This window comes from Streptococcus intestinihominis (genome assembly GCF_046824975.1).
GTDB lineage: Bacteria > Bacillota > Bacilli > Lactobacillales > Streptococcaceae > Streptococcus.
Genome location: NZ_JBKQBL010000003.1, coordinates 159,663 through 178,777 on the forward strand (window position 1 = coordinate 159,663; position 19,115 = coordinate 178,777).

General features: G+C 42.0%; 16 protein-coding genes. 2 read left to right on the top strand and 14 right to left on the bottom strand.

Annotated features, from left to right (window positions below; genetic code table 11):
* Positions 1-480: 480 nt before the first annotated feature.
* From ACLOR3_RS05915 to ACLOR3_RS05930, 4 genes are all read right to left on the bottom strand, one after another.
* The gene (locus ACLOR3_RS05915) at positions 481-1,770 is read right to left on the bottom strand and encodes a DUF1958 domain-containing protein (RefSeq protein WP_411400530.1); all 1,290 of its coding nucleotides are present in this window, start codon (positions 1,768-1,770) and stop codon (positions 481-483) included.
* A gap of 82 nt (positions 1,771-1,852) precedes the next feature.
* On the bottom strand, positions 1,853-3,016 hold the full coding sequence (locus tag ACLOR3_RS05920; RefSeq protein ID WP_411400532.1) for an MFS transporter: 1,164 nt from the start codon (positions 3,014-3,016) through the stop codon (positions 1,853-1,855).
* 72 nt (positions 3,017-3,088) lie between these two features.
* The gene (locus ACLOR3_RS05925; RefSeq protein WP_411400534.1) at positions 3,089-4,423 is read right to left on the bottom strand and encodes a DUF1958 domain-containing protein; all 1,335 of its coding nucleotides are present in this window, start codon (positions 4,421-4,423) and stop codon (positions 3,089-3,091) included.
* 107 nt (positions 4,424-4,530) lie between these two features.
* A complete protein-coding gene (locus ACLOR3_RS05930; protein ID WP_195550157.1) occupies positions 4,531-5,232 on the bottom strand; it encodes a glucosamine-6-phosphate deaminase in 702 nt (233 codons plus the stop codon).
* Positions 5,233-5,435: 203 nt separating this feature from the next.
* Between ACLOR3_RS05930 and queA the strand changes: the two genes are divergently transcribed.
* Entirely contained in the window at positions 5,436-6,464 is a 1,029-nt protein-coding gene (gene queA, locus ACLOR3_RS05935; protein WP_023026605.1) for a tRNA preQ1(34) S-adenosylmethionine ribosyltransferase-isomerase QueA, read from the top strand.
* 12 nt (positions 6,465-6,476) lie between these two features.
* A complete protein-coding gene (locus tag ACLOR3_RS05940; RefSeq protein ID WP_048689219.1) occupies positions 6,477-6,947 on the top strand; it encodes an arginine repressor in 471 nt (156 codons plus the stop codon).
* 46 nt (positions 6,948-6,993) lie between these two features.
* On the opposite strand, the gene ACLOR3_RS05945 is transcribed toward ACLOR3_RS05940, so the two are convergent.
* The 10 genes from ACLOR3_RS05945 to holA form a co-directional block, all read right to left on the bottom strand.
* Complete coding sequence (locus ACLOR3_RS05945; RefSeq protein WP_411400537.1) at positions 6,994-8,334, bottom strand: dipeptidase; 1,341 nt, start codon at positions 8,332-8,334, stop codon at positions 6,994-6,996.
* Between the two features lie 19 nt (positions 8,335-8,353).
* A complete protein-coding gene (locus tag ACLOR3_RS05950; RefSeq protein ID WP_195324159.1) occupies positions 8,354-9,868 on the bottom strand; it encodes a YfcC family protein in 1,515 nt (504 codons plus the stop codon).
* 204 nt (positions 9,869-10,072) lie between these two features.
* On the bottom strand, positions 10,073-11,017 hold the full coding sequence (gene arcC / locus ACLOR3_RS05955; protein ID WP_048689208.1) for a carbamate kinase: 945 nt from the start codon (positions 11,015-11,017) through the stop codon (positions 10,073-10,075).
* Between the two features lie 85 nt (positions 11,018-11,102).
* Positions 11,103-12,119, bottom strand: coding sequence for an ornithine carbamoyltransferase (gene argF, locus ACLOR3_RS05960; protein ID WP_023022690.1), 1,017 nt, complete (start codon positions 12,117-12,119; stop codon positions 11,103-11,105).
* A gap of 95 nt (positions 12,120-12,214) precedes the next feature.
* A complete protein-coding gene (arcA, locus tag ACLOR3_RS05965) occupies positions 12,215-13,444 on the bottom strand; it encodes an arginine deiminase (protein WP_009732527.1) in 1,230 nt (409 codons plus the stop codon).
* Between the two features lie 540 nt (positions 13,445-13,984).
* On the bottom strand, positions 13,985-14,671 hold the full coding sequence (locus ACLOR3_RS05970) for a Crp/Fnr family transcriptional regulator (RefSeq protein WP_061563760.1): 687 nt from the start codon (positions 14,669-14,671) through the stop codon (positions 13,985-13,987).
* Positions 14,672-14,815: 144 nt separating this feature from the next.
* A complete protein-coding gene (locus ACLOR3_RS05975) occupies positions 14,816-15,868 on the bottom strand; it encodes a serine hydrolase (RefSeq protein WP_129822238.1) in 1,053 nt (350 codons plus the stop codon).
* Positions 15,869-16,010: 142 nt separating this feature from the next.
* Positions 16,011-17,483 (bottom strand): helicase HerA-like domain-containing protein, encoded by a 1,473-nt coding sequence (locus ACLOR3_RS05980; protein ID WP_129822239.1) that lies wholly within the window; start codon positions 17,481-17,483, stop codon positions 16,011-16,013.
* A gap of 254 nt (positions 17,484-17,737) precedes the next feature.
* Positions 17,738-18,343, bottom strand: coding sequence for a superoxide dismutase SodA (gene sodA / locus ACLOR3_RS05985; protein WP_048689195.1), 606 nt, complete (start codon positions 18,341-18,343; stop codon positions 17,738-17,740).
* Between the two features lie 71 nt (positions 18,344-18,414).
* Positions 18,415-19,115 (bottom strand): DNA polymerase III subunit delta (gene holA / locus ACLOR3_RS05990; RefSeq protein ID WP_412037071.1); only part of this gene is annotated, 701 nt, incomplete at its 5' end.

Here is a 19,115-nt window from a genome sequence, read left to right on the forward strand (position 1 = left end):
TTTCATTCGATTACTCCTTTAATATTGATTCGAGACCATTGTATCATCAAATAATTTGACAGTCAAATCAATCACTAACTGATGATAGATTGTGAAATCAAATCCGAAAATGTAGGAGAACAACTGCTCTAGCACTGCTTCTCTCCTCTCAGAAAGCAAATGTTCATTTGGTTCACTACAAAAAAAGATTTCCGTATTTGGACATCTTCGAATGTAGATAAACTATTTTTTACATAAGATAGTCGGATGATTATCAAAGAATGACTTATATTTTTTAGGCATTTAAGAAGGACAAAAACTTTCCGCTGTGAGAAAAGTGCTAGAAACACTCTTGTTTCTAGCACTCGGGAGTTTTGGATCCTTAGATCCAAAACTAAGTCATGGAACTTCTTCGAAGTTCCATGACGTCCGTACTCACCTAAGGAAAGTTTCAAGCAATACTATTTCTTTAATTTAAGATTTCCAAATCTGGAAATCTTTTTATTTTCTCTTATATCTGATGTTAAAGAAAACTCTTAAGAAAATAAAGGGAAGGAAGCAACAGAGCCACATTGGATCCCAGCCTTTTTGACGACTACTCGTGGTCTTCTGGTGGGGCGCTTCTACTGCGCTTACAGACTGCGTTTGCTGAATGGACGGAGAAACAGTTTGCAAGCCATTGGCAATTTGTAGCTGGCCATTTTGAACACTGATCTCTGGATTGGTACCTCTTTTCACTGTAGCATAGAAGGGTTTGTCTAAGTGATAGGTTTGCCCCTGAATTGTGTGATCCCCTGCAGGCAGCACCTCTTTGTACTCATAATCCTGATAGAGTCTTTCAATCAGGGCATTTCCAATGACGTGGCGCAGGCTCTCTGCAATTTCCACATCGTAATGCCCAACTCCCATAATGACTTGAACAAATCGTTGATTTCCGCGATTAACCGTCAAGGTGTAATTATAATCTGCTGTCGGACTAGAGCCGGTTTTTAGGCCATCCGCTCCCTTTAGAGAATATCTTCCACCTTCCAAGGAATAATTGTAATTTTCATGGGTTTCTTCATAATCTGTCCCTTGGAAGAGTGTTATCTTGGCATTTTTAGTATAGTTGAGAATTTCAGGGAACTCATTAACTATGTGATAGGCCAAAATAGACATATCTCTTGCTGTTGTTTGGTTAATAGCATGTTGATCATAGCGGGTCGGATTATAGTAGCCATCTAAGACTGCAGTTGGGGCACCATTAGGATTGTTCCACTTGGTATTGGTCATTCCAATTTCCTGGGCCCGCTGGTTCATCAAATCCAAGAATCTATCTGGATCTCCTCCAGATACCTTATTGGCAATCATGATGGTAGCGGCACTAGATGAAGGAACAAAAATCATATTTAGGAGGGTCGATACCTTGTATTGAGCCCCCGCCACAATGGGACTATTACTCAACTTCTGATTTTGAGAAATGATCACATCCGTATCTGTCGCTGTGATCAAGGTATCATAATCCAGCTGCCCTTCTTTAATAGCTCTCAGAAGCACGTAGACGGACATCAATTTAGCCATACTACCGGAGTCACGAGGAGCATCAATATTATCTCCGTAAAGAATCGCTCCTGTGTGAGCATCAACGACAATATCTGCCTTGGGGCGGAAAAATTCATCCACCGAAGTCCCTGATTTTTCTGTGATCGACATGATATCTTCTTGTTGGTATAGATCATCTGCCTTTGCTAGCATTGGGAAACATAGGCAAGCAAGGGAAAGTGTCGCAAATAAGGCACGTTTAAACTTCATTCTCTCTCATTTCTTTCATAAACATCATCGTTCTCCATTATAGCATAAGTCCTTCTATTCACAAACTCTATTTCCTAAACTTTTACTCTTTCGTGTTCCCAAAGAGACCTGGAGATTTTCCTTTTGGCATCTTTAAAAAGAGACTTAGTAGAAGGACGAGGACCAGGACAGCCACCAAGAAGTAACTCATCATTGAAAATCCACCGTGATCCACAAAGAAAGCTGCTAGCGGTTGTAAGAGAATGGTACCAAGATAGCGCACTCCCTGCACGAGGGCCATGGCTAAGACTAGATCTTTCTTATCCACCTGTTGGGAGATAAAACGCAAGGAGACCATGATCAAGACCATCCCCGTCGTATGCTTGGCCAAGAGGGTGACCAGCACTTTTAAGAAGACCGGACTCGGAAGAGCATAGATGAAATACTGGAGCAAGAGAATCCCCACAGGAAGCAAAATTAGGAGACGCAGGGGCCAATGATCCATAAAACGGTCCGAGAAAAAGATGAGGGGCGCTTCTACTACGACAGATAGGGCCACAACCGTAGACGCTATCTGAACAGGGAGCCCACTATCCATTAAGAGAGCTGGAATATAGGTATGGCCAATATTTCCCACGCCCGACACAAGCCCCATCAGTAATAGGAAAAAGAGATAGGGTCCATTATGGAGCAGAGGACGGATCGAGACAGCTTCTTTTTGTACCCGATTGGTCTTATCAATACGGATAGCCCCTAAAGTAAAGAAACTAAGAAGGATCGTGACCAATACACAATAGTATACCGACTGAGGGCTAAGATGAGCATAGAGCCAACCAGCTAGGTGAGCTCCAGCAGCATATCCTAGCGTCCCCCAAACGCGGATTTTTCCAAAAGCATAAGGACTCTGGGTAGCTAAGATCTCCATCATGGGCGCCGTCCCATTTAGACACAGTAATACCAAGCCATAAAAAATGGTCAACCAAAAGAAGTTAGGGGCCCAGATAAAGCCACCCACTCCTGCCATGAGGACTCCTAAGCTCAAAGTCGTGATTTTAACAATACCAAACCGTTCATTGATATACCCAAACAAGGGCTGGGTAAGCATGGATAGGAAAAAGGCCGTCGATACCAAATTGGAGACCTGACTGGCTGAATACTGTTGGCCTATCAGATAAACAGAGATTAAAGTCGTAAAGAGGGCCGTCGACATGAAGTAAAAACTATATAAAAATAAATAAGCAGGATAGGAATTTCGAAATGCTTTCATAAGTTTCCTTTCAACATGAGAAATAAAAGGCAATGACAAAACCCAACTGGATTTCAGTTGAGTTTTGATCAGTTATTTTTTGTAGCGATCCTGAGCCTTGCGCGCCCGTTCTTTGCGATGAGCTCTTTCTAAATACAGAATCATAGCAAGAATGAAAATTGGAATCAGAATGACCAGGCTTTCAAGAGGAAAATGGAAGGATTTCTCTCTAGCTGGGGCCACCGTACTTTGGGAATCCGATTGACTCACTGCTCCTTCTTTGACTGGAAGTCCATCAGAAATCTTTTCTGATAGGGTCATCAAGCCTGAATCCGCCTCAACCTGTCCATCTTTGACAACGAGTTTTGGATTCTCTTCTCCCTTTTTGACCGTGGCATAAAAAGGTTGATCTAGGGTGTAGGTCTTTCCATCGATGGTCTGAACACCCTTGTCCAACAACTTCTTATAACGATAATCAGCAAAAGCCTTTTCGATCAAGGCATTACCAAATGGATGTCGATAGTATTCACCATCCTGGTCGGACCAATCACCAACTCCCATGACTACGGAGATAATTCGTTGCTCCCCCCGTTTAGCGGTTGCGATATAGTTAAAGGCACCACGTGGACTCGAACCTGTCTTCAGACCATCTACTCCTTCAAGAGCATATCTTGCTCCTGGCAAGGAATAGTTATAGGTATCAAAAGTCTCCTCATAAGGTGTTCCTTGTTTTACGGTCACCTTAGCCTGATTGGTATAACTAAGGATCTCAGGATATTCTTTCACGAAATGATAGACGAGAATCGCCAAATCTCTTGCAGTTGTCTGGTTGGCCGCATCATTTGGATAGTTATAACTGGTATACAAACCTCGGAAGGTTGAAATGGCCGCTCCACTAGGATTGTTCCAAATGGTATTGGTCATCCCCAACTCCTTGGACTTTTCGTTCATCCGCTGAATAAAGGCATCCGCATCGTGGTTAGAAAGGAGATTGGCCAACATGATCGTAGCCACATTGGAGGATGGAACAGCCGTCATGGTAATCAATTCAGAGACTGTATAGTCCACTCCTGCAACGATGTTATTGTTGGAAATCTCATAGATTTTTGACATGGATTGATCCGCAGCCGTTGCAGTGACAACCGTATCTTTGGTAATCTTCCCCTCTTTCATGGTTTCGAAGAGCAGATACAGAGTCATGAGCTTACTCATACTTGCTGGATCCCGCACTTCATCAATATTGTCTCTCCACAAAACATCCCCGGTATTCGCATCGATGACGAGAGAGGACCTTGGTCGGTTATAGGCCTGCACATGATCATTTGGGTACATTTTTTGCGCCATATCCACTAGCTCATCCGCCGCGATCGACAGAGGCCGGATTAGAGATAGTATGACGATTCCTAAAACGAGCAACTTCTTTTTCAAAATATATTTTCCTCAAATATAGAATTTTATCTTATTGTACCATACTTCACTCTATAAAAAAACCTATCTTTCAGGATATTTCAGATAGGTCTCTCTTTTTCAACTGGTTACAGTAGGCTCAAGGCTGCTTGGTCTGCAATAATCACGACATCTGGATGACCTTGAAGGGCACTCGCTGGTAAACTCTCTGTTTTTGGACCATTGACCATTCCTGCAATCGCTTCTGCTTTTGATTCTCCATAGGCAAAGAGAATGATAGACTTGGCAGCGAGAATGTTCGCGATCCCCATGGAGATGGCTTGAGTTGGCACATCTTCAATTTTTTCAAAGAAGCGAGCGTTGGCTTCAATCGTTGATTGATCCAAATGGACCAAATGCGTTTGGCTGTCAAACGGGGTGCCTGGTTCGTTAAAACCAATGTGGCCGTTGCGACCGATCCCTAGAATTTGCAGATCTACTGGATGTTGGGCCAAAATTTCATTGTAATGAGCTGTTTCTTCTTCTGCAGTATCTTCGTTTCCTTTTGGAAGATAGCTAACTTTAAACGGTTTCTCATTGAATAAATTTTCCTGCATAAAGTAACGATAGGATTGAGGATCTTCTCCCGTCAAGCCGACATACTCATCCAAGTTGACACTGACCATGTCTGAGAAATCCAAATCACTCTCCCGAATCAATTTATAAAATTCAAGTGGACTGCTTCCAGTCGCAAGCCCCAGAGTTTTGGCACCTTGCTCTAACTTTTCTTTTAACAGGTCAAAAGCAACCTGCCCTCCTTCGATTTGATTAGCTACTTCAATAACTTTCATGATAAATCCTCCGCTTATTTCTTATATTCATTATATGGTATAGACCAATTTTTGTCAAGCGCTTTCTTGATGTTAGAAAAGGATTTTTTACCTTCATCCCTTTAAAATTCGGCTAGTGATTTCCTTTGTTTCACTCTTATTTCATGATATAATGGGGAAGGTTAAATGTAAGAAATAGAAGAATTTAGATACAAGGAGAGAACATGAACACGAATGACTTTGATTTCCACCTCCCCGAGGAGTTAATTGCGCAAACTCCACTAGAGAAGCGCGATGCCTCAAAACTACTAATCCTCAATCGACAAACAGGTCAGATGGAAGACCAGCATTTTGACGCCATTATCAATGAATTAGAACCAGGGGATGCTTTGGTTATGAACAATACCCGTGTCCTTCCGGCTCGTCTCCATGGGGTCAAACCGGATACAGGAGGGCATGTGGAGCTTCTTCTCTTAAAAAATATTGAGGGCGATCAATGGGAGGTTCTTGCTAAACCTGCCAAACGTCTCAAAGAGGGTGGGGTCGTCAGCTTTGGTGATGGACGTCTCCAAGCAACTCTGATCAAGAAGTTAGAACACGGAGGTTGTATCGTAGAGTTTTCTTACCAAGGGATTTTCCTTGAAGTCTTGGAAAGTTTAGGAGAAATGCCCCTACCACCTTACATCCATGAAAAATTAGAAGATCAGGAACGTTACCAGACGGTCTATGCCAAAGAAAATGGATCTGCCGCAGCTCCTACAGCTGGCCTCCATTTCACACCAGAGCTCTTACAAAAGATCGAAGACAAAGGGGTTCACTTGGTTTATCTAACCCTTCATGTCGGACTGGGAACCTTCCGTCCTGTATCCGTCGATAATCTAGACCAACATGAGATGCATTCCGAGTTTTATCAACTCTCTGAAGAAGCCGCCCAAACTCTTCGACAAGTCAAAGCAAGTGGACACCGAATCGTTGCCGTTGGAACCACTTCTATCCGAACCTTAGAAACAATTGGAAATAAGTTTAATGGAGAGTTACAAGCTGACTCTGGTTGGACCAATATCTTTATCAAACCAGGCTATCAGTGGCAGGTTGTCGACGCCTTTTCAACCAACTTCCACTTACCAAAATCAACCTTAGTCATGCTCGTTTCTGCCTTCGCAGGTCGAGAACTCACTCTGGACGCTTATCAACACGCCATCGACCAAGGCTACCGTTTCTTTAGCTTTGGAGATGCTATGTTTATCAAATAAGGAGAGCCCCTAATGAATAAGATCGAAAGTCGCCACCGCCTGATCCGGTCCATTATTTCAGAAAAGAAAATTCGAACCCAACAAGAATTGCAGGACAGCCTGGAAGCGAACGGCATCATCGTGACCCAGTCCACTCTCTCAAGAGATGTCAAATCCTTGAATCTAGTAAAAATTAACGAAGGGGATAGCTCTTATTATGCCATCAATAGCATTGCCCCATCTCGTTGGGAAAACCGACTGCGTTTTTATATGGAAGATGCCCTTGTCATGCTTCGTCCCGTCCAAAACCAAGTAGTCGTCAAAACTCTACCTGGTCTGGCCCAGTCCTTCGGGGCCATCTTAGATGCCCTTGAATTGCCGCAAATTGTTGCAACCGTCTGCGGAGATGACGTCTGCCTTATCATTTGTGAAGACAATCAGGGGGCCTTGGACTGCTTTGAAAAATTGAAAGAATTCACTCCTCCCTTCTTCTTTAGCAAATAAAAGAAAGCTTAGATGGTCTGACCATCTAAGCTTTTTCTAATCTCTATTAAGCTTCCTTGGCTGCTAATCGTCGAATGGTCTCTGCATAGATTTCCATTGCACGATATAAATCATCCAGTTTAGCTCGTTCATTCGCTTGGTGCTCTGTTTGGAGAGCATCAGGGAAGAGGGCCCCATAAGCCACACAATTTTCCATAGTTCGAGCAAAAGTCGCTCCCCCTGAGGACATAGCTGGGGTCTGATCCCCCGTTTCTTCTTGGTAGACCGCCATCAGAGTACTCACCAATGGACTGTCTAGTGGGACGTATAGTGGAGCTACATAATCAAACTCTTCATACTGAAGTTGATAGCTAGCTGCCACCTCACTTAAACGTTTTACCAAGGCCTCCTTATCCGCTAAGACAGGGATCCGAATATCAATCCCGATTTCAGATTGCTGTTCATCAATGGAGAGGGTTGCAATATTGAAGGAAAGAGCACCACTTGGTTCATCTTTGATTTCACCAAAGAGAGCTGCTCCAGTCGCATCTTCCCCAACGGCATCTGCGATAAAGAGAAGGGCTGGATGAGGCTGGATCAAGGAAAGACTTTCCGCTAAGCCTACAATGGCATTGACACCCTCAGCCGCATCCTTGGAGTGTTTAGATAGACCAAGAACGGTTACTGCTCCTGCTTCTTCTGAATACTTCACACCACTTTGCTCGATGACTGGTAAGAGTTCCTCTAAGCGGTCACCCTTATAAGTTGCCTTATCTGGCACCACATTGAGAGCACGACCAGCTTGTAGGGGATGATCCTCCCAGCCTGGTCCATGGAGCTTGACTTGAAGCAAGCCTTTTTCAGCATAGGTTAATGGGAAGGACGAATCTGGAGCAAAGCCAAGATCTGCTTTTTCTTCTATCTGATTGTAGCGGTTCATACAGCGCCAGAGAGTTTCCTCGTCCGTACCAAATATAAAGCGGATCCGTTTGGTAAAGACAACTCCTTGGTCAAGCAGACTCTTAACTGCGTAAAGCGCCGCAAGCGATGGTCCCTTATCATCTTGCACTCCACGTCCAATCAACCATCCATCTTTCAGAGTCGCATCAAAAGGTGGCGTTTGCCAATCTTCTAAATCACCGGCTGGAACAACATCCAAGTGACAAAGAACGGCCAGGAGTTCTTCCCCCTGACCGATCTCTGCATATCCATAGTATCCTTCAGGATCTAGATAGGTTTGAAAGCCCATTTCTTGAGCAATTTCTAACGTTTTCTCAAGGACATCTTGGATAGCTTGTCCAAACGGTGTTCCATTTTCGCCTTCGTTTAAAACCGAAGGATAAGAAATCAGAGTCTTTAATGAAGCTAGAAAGTCATCTTTGACTTGATTTGTAATCTCAATTTTCATGGAATCACCTCTTTACTTCTTATAGGAATGGAACGAAAGTTCCGAGAAGAAGGAGGGCAATGGTGATCACAATAACGGCAACAACAAGTTTTGCCATGAATTTCCACCAAGTTGCAATGTTGATACGTCCAAGAGCAAGAGCTCCCATTACGATACCAGAAGTTGGTGCGATCAAGTTCAAGACACCAGATGCAGATTGGTAGGCAGTGATAATCAAGCTAGGACGTACATTGACGAATTCTCCCAATGGAGCCATGATACCCATTGTCGCACTGGCAAGACCAGATGAAGATGGGATCAAGAATGACATTGGCAAGTAGAAGATATAAGTCAAGACGATGAAGACTTGAGAAGATAGACCACTGAGTCCTTGTTTACCCCAGTTAAGGATCGTATCTGTAATCATACCATTGTTCATGATAACTTGGATACCACGAGCGATCGCTACGATCAAGGCTACGCTGAGCAAGTCAGCTGCACCAGTCATAAATGAAGAAATGATTTGTTCTTCTTTCAATCCGTAGACAATACCAATCAAGATACCCATAAAGGCGAAGAGCATTGCTCCTTCAGGGAAGTACCAAGTACCTAGGGCTGCAGTTGAGCTACCAACAATCTTACCAACTACTGGAAGACTAGTTAACCAAGTATTAAAGTCTCCAAAGAAGGAAATACCTAAGTCACCCCATGGAATGAAACTCAAGACCATCAAGACGAAGGTCAATACAAAGAGTACAAAGACTTGTTTTTGTTTCTTAGTAAGTGTTGAGTTGACTTCTTCTTCATTTTCACCAACATTGAAGAATTTCATATCTTCTTCACGAGTTGCATAAGTGAGAGATTTGGTTGGGTCTTTTTGGATCTTATCTGCATACTTGTATACAAACCAAGTGCTAAGACCAGTCAAGACAACCCAGAAGATCAAACGAAGGATGATCCCTTCACCAAGACCAACACCTGCAGTTGAAGATGCGATACCTGTCGCGAATGGGTTCAAGGTAGACGCCAAACATCCAATCTGTGAACCGAGCAAGATAATGGCTACCCCAGTCAAGCTATCAAATCCAACGGCCATCATAACTGGCACAAGGAGAGGATAGAAGGCCATGGTTTCTTCACCCATACCATAAGTTGTACCACCAAGGGCAAACAAAGGCATAAGAACCAAAATCAACATTTTTTCGCGACCCTTGTATTTCTTCACGATAGAAGCAATACCAGTGTCTAGCATACCAGTTTCATTGACTACACCAAGGAAACCACCAACCATCAAGATGAAGAAGGCTACGTCGATCGCTGCACTAGTTCCTTTAATCAAAGATCCTTCTTCAGGAGTAGTTCCTAGCATAGCACGAATCGGTGCCATCAAGACATCCCAGATACCTTGAGGGTTTTGAGGTTGTGATTTATACACACCATCGACAAAAGCCCCTGCTGGGATAATCCAAGTCATCACTGCCATAAACGCAATGATGATTAACAATACGGTATAAGATGAAGGCATCTTAAACCCTTTTTTCGCTTTTTCACTCATTTGTTTATCCTCCTAACGCAACAAAGTTTGAGTGAGTCTTTCAAAAGGTTAAACTTTTAGAAAGCGCTTACCTATATGTTTATTTTATCATATTTAAGATTAAAAAACTAGTTTTTCCTAAACTTTTTTAGAAAAAACGAGGGGAGGAACTTTGTACAAACTCCTGTAAATATGGGGTTCACTCCCCTCACTCATGTATATGAATTAGTCTTTTACGATAATCGTTCCACTTTCAGACTCAATCAAAGCGCCAAGGTTTTCAAGTGAAGTGATGACTGCTTTTCCTTCTGGACGACCATTTACAAAGGCAATCGCAGCTTCTACTTTAGGAAGCATGCTTCCTGGTGCAAATTGATCTTGTTTGATGTACTCTTCCAATTGAGCAACATTAACATGTTCCAATTTTTCTTGGTCTGGTTTGTTGTAGTTCACAAAAACATAGTCTACACCGGTCAAAACGATGAAGAGGTCTGCTTCTACTAACTCAGCCAAACGTTGTGATGCAAAGTCTTTGTCGATAACGGCTTCAACACCAGTCAAACTACCATTTGCTTCTTTCACAACTGGGATACCGCCACCACCAGCAGCAACAACGACTTGTCCGTCGTTCAACAAGGTACGGATGGTATTGATTTCTTTGATATCCACTGGTTTTGGTGAAGCAACAACTTTACGCCAGCCACGACCAGCATCTTCCTTGAAGGTTGCTCCAGATTTTTCAGCTTCTGCTTTTGCTTCTTCTTCTGAGTAGAATGGACCGATTGGTTTGCTGAGGTTGACAAAGGCTGGGTCGTTCTTATCCACAACGACTTGTGTCACAACGGAAGCCACATCCTTTTCAATTCCTTCTTCAAGAAGAGCATTTTGAAGAGCGTTTTGAAGCCAGAAACCAATGCTTCCTTCAGTCATTGCAACCAATGAATCCAATGGGAAAGCTGGGTTCTTTTCAGAATCAGCTGCCAAATGTTGGAGCAAGAGGTTCCCTACTTGAGGACCATTTCCGTGAGTGATGATCAAGTCATCCCCATTTTTGATTAATTTTACTAAGTGTTTTGCTGTTTCTACAAGTGCTTCTTGTTGAGCTTTTGCAGAAGGATCAGATGAAAGGATGGCGTTTCCTCCCAAAGCAACGACGATTTTTCTTGACATAGGTTTTCCCTTTCTATAAAAAATAGGGGCAGGACTAAAGCTAGCAGTCCAGCCCCTATAGCTGTTGGTATACGGTTATAAAGTCTTAAACTTTTGGAATGTACAAGTTACCAAGAGTAGCTGCCATCACCGCTTTGATTGTGTGCATACGGTTTTCAGCTTGGTCAAAGTGACGAGCATATTTGCTGCGGAACACTTCGTCAGTAACTTCCATTTCTTCTACGCCGAATTTTTCAGCAACATCTTTACCATAAACAGTGTTTGTGTCGTGGAAAGCTGGCAAGCAGTGCAAGAAGATCAAGTCTTCGTTATCAGCTTTCTTAACCAATTCCATGTTTACTTGGTAAGGTTTCAAAAGGGCAACGCGTTCTGCAAATTTGTCTTCTTCACCCATAGATACCCAAACGTCAGTGTAAAGTACATCTGCACCTTTCACAGCTTCGTCAGCATCTTCAGTGATCAAGATATGAGCGCCACTTTCTTTTGCGAATCCTTCTGCCAATTCAACAATTTCTTGTTCTGGGAAGAGTTCTTTTGGTGAGAAGATGTGTACGTTCACACCAAGGATAGCACCTGTTACAAGAAGGCTGTTTGCAACGTTGTTACGTCCGTCACCACAGTACACAAGTGTCAAACCTTCAAGGCGTCCAAAGTTTTCTTGAACAGTCAAGTAGTCTGCAAGCATTTGAGTTGGGTGCCATTCGTCAGTCAAACCATTCCATACTGGAACACCTGAGAATTCAGCCAATTCTTCAACCATACGTTGGCTGAAACCACGGAATTCAATACCGTCAAACATACGTCCAAGAACTTTAGCAGTATCTTCTGTAGATTCTTTTTTACCAAGTTGGATGTCGTTTGCACCAAGGTATTCTGGATGAGCACCAAGGTCGATGGCTGCAGTAGTGAAGGCTGCACGAGTACGAGTTGAAGTTTTTTCAAACAAAAGCGCAATGTTTTTACCAGCTAGGTAGTGGTGTTGGATGTTGCGTTTTTTAAGGTCTTTCAAGTGAGCTGAAAGTCCGATAAGGTATTCTAACTCTGCACGTGTAAAGTCTTTTTCTGCTAAAAAGCTACGTCCTTGGAATACTGAAGTTGTCATTAATTATCTCCTTTTATTATGCATGATAAGATCCTGTCAATCAGTTTAGAGGGCTCAGTTTAGACACTGAGCCCGTCTAACCTGTAGAAGGATGATTAGATTTCTTCACGTTCGAATGGCATTGACATACAACGAGGTCCACCACGACCGCGAACCAATTCACTTCCGCGGATCTTGATCAAACGAAGTCCGTATTCTTCTAATTTCTTGTTGGTAACAGTGTTACGGTCGTATACAACTACCACACCAGGTGCGATTGTAAGAGTATTTGATCCGTCGTTCCATTGTTCACGCGCAGCAGCAACGATGTTGCCATCTCCACATGGAATCAACGTAACTTTTTCTACACCAAGGTTTTCAGCAAGCAATTCAGCCAAATCACCTTTTTCTTCAACGATCTTCAATTGTTCGTTTTCATAAGTTACAGAGAAGACGCGAAGGTTACCTTGGATTTCAGGGTGGATTGTGAATTTATCGTAGTCCACCATTGTGAATACTGTATCCAAGTGCATGAATTTACGGTTGTTAGCAAATTCGAAGGCCAATACTTTCTTGAAGCCAACGTTCTTCTTGAAGATGTTTACCAACAATTTTTCGATTGATGCAGCATCTGTACGTTGTGAGATACCAACTGCCAATACATCTTTAGAAAGTACCAACTCATCTCCACCTTCGATACGAGTATCTTCTTCACGGTTGTAGACAAGTTCAACTTTTCCACCGTAAACTGGGTGGTATTTGAAGATGTATTTACCATACAAAGTTTCACGGTTACGTGTATCTGCGTACATGTGGTTCAATGATACTGCATTACCAATTGTAGCAAATGGGTCACGTGTGAAGTACAAGTTTGGCATTGGGTCGATTGCAAATGGATAGTCAGATTCAACAAGGTCTGTCAATCCTTTTGCTTCTTCAGGAATTTCTGGAAGTTCAGCTTTTTGAACCCCTGCCATTGTTTTTTCAACCAATTCTTGGTTGTCTTCAATGCTGTGAAGCAATTCACGGATCGCAACTTTTGTTTGGCGTCCACGAATGTTTGCTTCTTCAAGGTATTCTTCGATGAACTGATCACGAATTTCTGGAGAAGTCAATGATTCAGCAGCCAACTGCTCAAGATAAAGTACTTCGATTCCTTCGTTACGAAGTGCTTCAGCAAATGCGTCGTGTTCTTTTTGAGCATCTTCCAAGAATGGAATATCATCAAAAAGAAGACGTTCAAGATAGTCAGGCATCAAGTTTTCCAACTCTTTACCTGGACGGTGCAAACAAACTTTTTTCAGTTTTCCAATTTCTGAGAAAACATGAATTGGGTGTGTAGACATCTATAGTCCTCCTTTTTTCTTGCGGTTTAGCTTAGCTAATCCCGTTTACGTGTTTCATTTTATCACCAATTGGTACCGCTTTCACAACCAATCTTCCATTACGAATGCCAAGAATTTGACACTTTTTTAAATATTACCCTCGTTTTATGAAAAATGAACCGCTTTCTTTGGATATTTTGCTAAATATATTCTTTTTGTGAGTAAATATTTTTTTATTTGATTTTTGAAACTTTTTAACGATTTTGACAGAAAATAAAAGAAGCCCTACTAGGCTTCTTCTTGAATGTAGACAAAGTTTATTTTACATAAAACACCTAGATGATTTTCAAAAAATGACTTTTATTATTTTTTCATTTAAGAAGTTTAAAAACTTTCCGCCGTGAGAAAAGTGCTTGAAACATGATTATTTCAAGCACTCGGGAGTTTTGAAACCTTAGGTTCAAAACTAAGTCATGGAACTTCGTAGAAGTTCGCTGACGTCCGTACTCACCTAAGGAAAGTTTTTCAGAAGACTTTATCTTCAATCCAAAAGAAGCCCTACTAGGCTTCTTCAAAACTATCTAAAAAGAATGGAAGATCAAGAAAAGTTAATTTCTTATGCTTGTACTCGATTCTCTCCTCTTCTAGGAGCTTCTTTAACACTTGATTGACGGTTTCCCTCGTCGTCGCAGCTAATCTAGCCAACTCTTTCATGCTCATTGGAAAAGGGATGGTTGGACCAAACTTTTGATAATCCTTACAGAGTAGAGCTAGGGATTGAATCACACGATCACTGGCACTGGCTGCGACCACATTACGAAGCCGCAACTCCTGGAACTCCAGAATTTTTGAAAGTTTTCTCGTAATGAAGAGAACTTGTTCCATACTGGACTGGACAATTTCCTCATAAAGCTGAACAGGAATACTGAAGTATTTTACGGTTGTCATGGAAGTGGCTGTATAGTGATAAGTTGAATCTGTAAACATACCACCGTATGGGAAGACAGCTCCTTCTTTAATGTAATCCATATACGAGAAGGTGTCTGAAGAATCAAACTCCTCAATGCGGACATAGCCTTCCACCACTAAAAAGATACGATCGCGCTTATCACCAGCAAAAAATAGGATCTGTCCCTTTGGAATTTCTCTATAATGGATTTCTACAGCTAATTTATCGAATTTTTCAACTGGAATTTCTGAGAAAGCTGGATGGGATCGAATCAACTGATAATCTTCTTTTGTAATCATTTCTATTCTTTCTTTAGGTTCTTTAGTTATTATATCATATTTATTTACTGACCTCAAAGAATGTCACCAGGATTTTAGCTATTAAAACAATATTTTCCATAGAAAAAACCTTCCCAAAACTGTTTTGGGAAAGCTTCTAAATCGTTAATTGACATTTACACGGTGCCATTCATTGATCACATAGCAGAGTTGGCCAAGTAAATGAAGACCATAGCCACTGATCTCCGTACTTTCTGGAGTAGTTCCCCCTAGACCAGCTGTAAAAATTGAGATGAGGTAGGGTGTTTGTTCGTAAACGATGGCTTCGACATTGAGGGCTTCCGCTACATAACCAGGTTTTTGCTGAATGATCAAATCTGGTAAATACCGTTTGTAGTATTCATTTGGGAAGGACTCTCCGATCAATTCTAGCAAGGTCGCATACTTTTCTTTATGATTCCAGAGATAGTCTAAGACTTGAATATAGTAATCAGATGTCGTTTTGTTTTCAGGACTGATGGTTTTTATTTCTGCACGGGATTTCCCATATTTTTCATACTTCCCGTAAACATTGTCCATACCACCAAAGCGGTCGGCCAAGGCATATGCCGGCGTATTTTCTGAATAGACAAGAGAATACCGCTGCATATCTGGAATCGTCATAGCACCACCGAAAGCAGCTACATAATTATCGTGCTCTCCAAGGTACTCGTAGTAAGTATTGGTAATATCAAATTCATCCGTTAAATTTAATTTCCCTGCATCGACTTCATCCACGACTAACATATTGAGGGGGAGTTTATAGGTACTTCCAGCTGTCATCGGCTGCAACTCATTCATTGAAAACTGTTGGCCTGTCGCAGGATTTTTGTAGGTAAAGGTGATTTGGGAAGGATCAATACCATATTCAGCCATGTAGTCTTGTACAACTTCTACCAAGCCTTTATTGGCATAATCATAGACAAGACCTAAATTCTCCATGGTTTCACGATCTTGATCTATGACAGCTTGTTTTTCTTCAGGAGTTTTGACACGAGGAGGTTGGAGAGGCTGCTTCTCTTCCTTGGACTCAACTGGTTGAGCTGTCGTTTCCTCTTGAGCAAGCGGTGAGGCCGGAGCCTGATAAAGATGGAGGTAAGTTAACGCTCCAACTCCTCCTATACATAGTAAAATTCCCAACACAATCATGATCGATCGAACATTAAATATTTTTTTCATATGAAGTTAATTATAAAAGATTCTCTTTAAAATAACAAGGTGTTTCCGGATCAGAAAACGATTTCTTCTAGAAGAAATTTTTTAGCGATTTCCAGATCAATCCTTCTTCATTTTCCTAATAGTCCATCCCCTTTTGACTGTCTTATTTCCTCTTAAAGGATCCCATGATCAGTTTTGCCACTTCACGCGCAATGGTACGGAACAAGGAACTGATAAAGGAATCTTTGGCCTTTTCTAAACTAGATTTCCGCGGACGGCCCGGACTCCGTTTTTGACTGGCCTTCTCTTCTGCAACTCTTGCTTTATCTTCCTCTTCTCGCTCCTTTTCCTTCTCTTCTCTAGCAGATTTTTCAGTCAATTTTTCATAAGCTGATTCATTGTCTACTCGAACAGCATATTTTTGATGGAAAGGAGAGCTGGTAATCAAGGCCAACTGTTCACTCTCGTTTAACAAATCAAAGCTCGATTGTGGAGACAAAATATAGGAGCGTTCAACCACACTTGGTTGCCCCTTTTCATTTAGGAAGGAAACGAGAGCTTCCCCTGTTCCCAACTCCGTCAAGACAGTTTCCGTATCAAATTCTGGGTTTGGTCGGAAGCTTTGAGCAGCAACCTTGATGGCCTTCATTTCTTTTGGCGTATAGGCACGCAAGGCATGTTGGACACGATTCCCAAGCTGAGCCAATACAGACTCAGGAAGATCTTGAGGATTCTGTGTAATAAAGTAGATCCCCACTCCTTTAGACCGGATAAGGCGAACGACTTGCTCAACTTTTTCCAGGAAGAGCTTGCTCGCATCATTAAACAAGAGGTGGGCTTCATCAAAGAAGAAGACAAATTTCGGTTTTTCTAGATCTCCAACTTCTGGTAAGGTCTCGAACAGACGAGACAACATCCAGATCAGGAAGGTTGAATAGAGCTTAGGGGAGTTGAAAAGACGAGTCGCTGATAGAATGTTGATGTATCCTCGTCCACTGCTGTCCAATTGCATAAAATCTTGAAGGTCCAAGGCTGGCTCTCCGAAGAATTGATCTGCCCCCTCTTGCTCTAGCACTAACAAGCTTCGTTGAATAGCTCCCACTGATTGTTTACTGATATTGCCATATTGAGCGGAATAGTCTGAAGCATGGTCATAGACTTCCTTCAAAAGACTCTGTAAATCCTTCAGATCAATCAAAGGCCAATTTTTTTCTTTAGCTAATTTAAAGACGATGGCCAAAATCCCTGTTTGTGTTTCGTTGAGGTCCAACAAGCGCGCTAGCAAAAGAGAGCCCATTCCTTCAATCGTTGCACGGACCGGATGTCCTGCTTGACCAAAGACATCCCATAAGCGAACTGGAAAAGCTTGCGGTTCAAAAGGATCTGTAATACCAAGTAGTTTATAGCGTTCTTCCATCTTTGGCGTCCATTGTCCTGCTTTGGCAAGACCTGAAAGATCTCCCTTGATATCCGCTAGAAACACCGGAATCCCTTGCTGACTTAATTTTTCAGTTATGACTTTTAGGGTCACGGTTTTCCCTGTACCAGTAGCCCCTGCAATTAACCCGTGGCGGTTGAGCATTTTTAGATAAAGTGGCGTATCCACTGCTCCTTTTGTAATCGTAATACTTATCATTTTCATTCTCCCTTTTGTTGAGGTACAGTTTTTTTCAGAAAAAGTGACACGGCTTCTTTCTTATGTAGGAAGCCTTTCTCCTCACTTTCACATACTCTTCTAGTGTATCATTTTCAGGTATAAACGCAAGAAATATCCCTCCCAAAACAGGAGAATCATTTTACTCTACTTTGAGTAATTCTAAAAATAAAAAGCCTGAATCGAGGGGCTCCTTTAAGTGACCTCTTGATTCAAACTTTTTTTATTATGAAAGCTTATTTAGCTGCTGCATAAAGCTCGTCTACTTTGTTCCAGTTAATCACTGAGAAGAAAGCTTTGATGTAGTCAGGACGAACGTTGCGGTATTTCACATAGTAGGCATGTTCCCAAACGTCCAAGCCCAAGATTGGTTTCTTCCCTTCTGAGATTGGTGTGTCTTGGTTAGCTGTTGAAGTCACTTCAAGCTTCCCTTCTTTGTTCACAACCAACCATGCCCATCCAGAACCGAAACGAGTGGTTGCTGCTGCAGTGAAAGCTGCTTGGAATTCTTCGAATGAACCGAAGGCTTCATCGATTGCTGCTGCAAGTTCTGCTGAAGGAGCTGTCTTTTCAGGAGTCATCAATTCCCAGAAAAGCGCGTGGTTCAAGTGTCCACCACCGTTGTTGATAAGCGCTTGGCGGATATCAGCTGGGATCGATTCTACATCTGCCAACAAAGCTTCAAGGTCTTCACCAATTTCAGGGTGTTTTTCAAGAGCTGCATTTGCATTGTTTACGTAAGTTTGATGGTGTTTATCATGGTGCAAGTGCATTGTTTCAGCATCAATGTATGGTTCCAATGCATCGTATGCGTACGGAAGATCTGGTAAAATAATTGCCATGGAAAATACCTCTATTTCTTTATGTATATAAAAATGATAACGCAATCATCCAATTTATTCAACTATTCTGCTTACACAGATGGGTTAGCTAGCTTTAGTACAGCCAAATCAAATAGATAATCTTTCTCATAAGTTCCCGATTTCATTTGGAAGTCGGTATCAATCAAAAGACAAATCGCCTGCTCCAAATAAGCTAGAGAAATCCCTCTACTATCTCTTAGGGCAAATTTGACTTGATAGGGATTTACTTTGCGACCGGTCAGCTCTGATAGGTCTGAAACGATTTGGGATTCTGTTCGTCCCTCTTGCTTCAACAGCTTGACCTGTGTGTAGATGCGGAACTGACTCAATAAAATGGCCAAAAGCTTGATTTCATCCTCTCCTTGCAGCCGAAGGTCCTTGACCAAACTGCGGGCGGAATCTATTTCTTTCTTTAAAATCATCTGGATCAGATCAAACAGATTATCCTGGAGTGTCTTTGGAATAGCCTCTTCTATATCTGAGATGGTAATGCTTGAAGCTCCCTTGTAGGTTTTAAGAAACTCCAAGTTTTTCTGAATCTCACTAAAATCAAAGCCAGATTTGATCAAAAGTTGGTCGAAGGCTTGTGAATCAATCGCTAGTCCCAAAGACTTGATCTCTTCCGTGAAATGGGCACGCAACTCCTGCTCTTTTAATTCAGTCGCTTCCAGCAACTGGGCATCCCTTTTTAAGAGCTTGACAATTCTTCGTTTGCTATCCAGTTTTCCTTCCGCAATGACAATCAAGCGAG

Coding starts and splice junctions, on each gene's coding strand:
- ACLOR3_RS05915 (WP_411400530.1), bottom strand. CDS start 1,770: ATGAAGTTTAAACGTGCCTTATTTGCGACACTTTCCCTTGCTTGCCTA.
- ACLOR3_RS05920 (WP_411400532.1), bottom strand. CDS start 3,016: ATGAAAGCATTTCGAAATTCCTATCCTGCTTATTTATTTTTATATAGT.
- ACLOR3_RS05930 (WP_195550157.1), bottom strand. CDS start 5,232: ATGAAAGTTATTGAAGTAGCTAATCAAATCGAAGGAGGGCAGGTTGCT.
- queA (WP_023026605.1), top strand. CDS start 5,436: ATGAACACGAATGACTTTGATTTCCACCTCCCCGAGGAGTTAATTGCG.
- ACLOR3_RS05940 (WP_048689219.1), top strand. CDS start 6,477: ATGAATAAGATCGAAAGTCGCCACCGCCTGATCCGGTCCATTATTTCA.
- ACLOR3_RS05945 (WP_411400537.1), bottom strand. CDS start 8,334: ATGAAAATTGAGATTACAAATCAAGTCAAAGATGACTTTCTAGCTTCA.
- ACLOR3_RS05950 (WP_195324159.1), bottom strand. CDS start 9,868: ATGAGTGAAAAAGCGAAAAAAGGGTTTAAGATGCCTTCATCTTATACC.
- arcC (WP_048689208.1), bottom strand. CDS start 11,017: ATGTCAAGAAAAATCGTCGTTGCTTTGGGAGGAAACGCCATCCTTTCA.
- argF (WP_023022690.1), bottom strand. CDS start 12,119: ATGACAACTTCAGTATTCCAAGGACGTAGCTTTTTAGCAGAAAAAGAC.
- arcA (WP_009732527.1), bottom strand. CDS start 13,444: ATGTCTACACACCCAATTCATGTTTTCTCAGAAATTGGAAAACTGAAA.
- ACLOR3_RS05970 (WP_061563760.1), bottom strand. CDS start 14,671: ATGATTACAAAAGAAGATTATCAGTTGATTCGATCCCATCCAGCTTTC.
- ACLOR3_RS05975 (WP_129822238.1), bottom strand. CDS start 15,868: ATGAAAAAAATATTTAATGTTCGATCGATCATGATTGTGTTGGGAATT.
- ACLOR3_RS05980 (WP_129822239.1), bottom strand. CDS start 17,483: ATGATAAGTATTACGATTACAAAAGGAGCAGTGGATACGCCACTTTAT.
- sodA (WP_048689195.1), bottom strand. CDS start 18,343: ATGGCAATTATTTTACCAGATCTTCCGTACGCATACGATGCATTGGAA.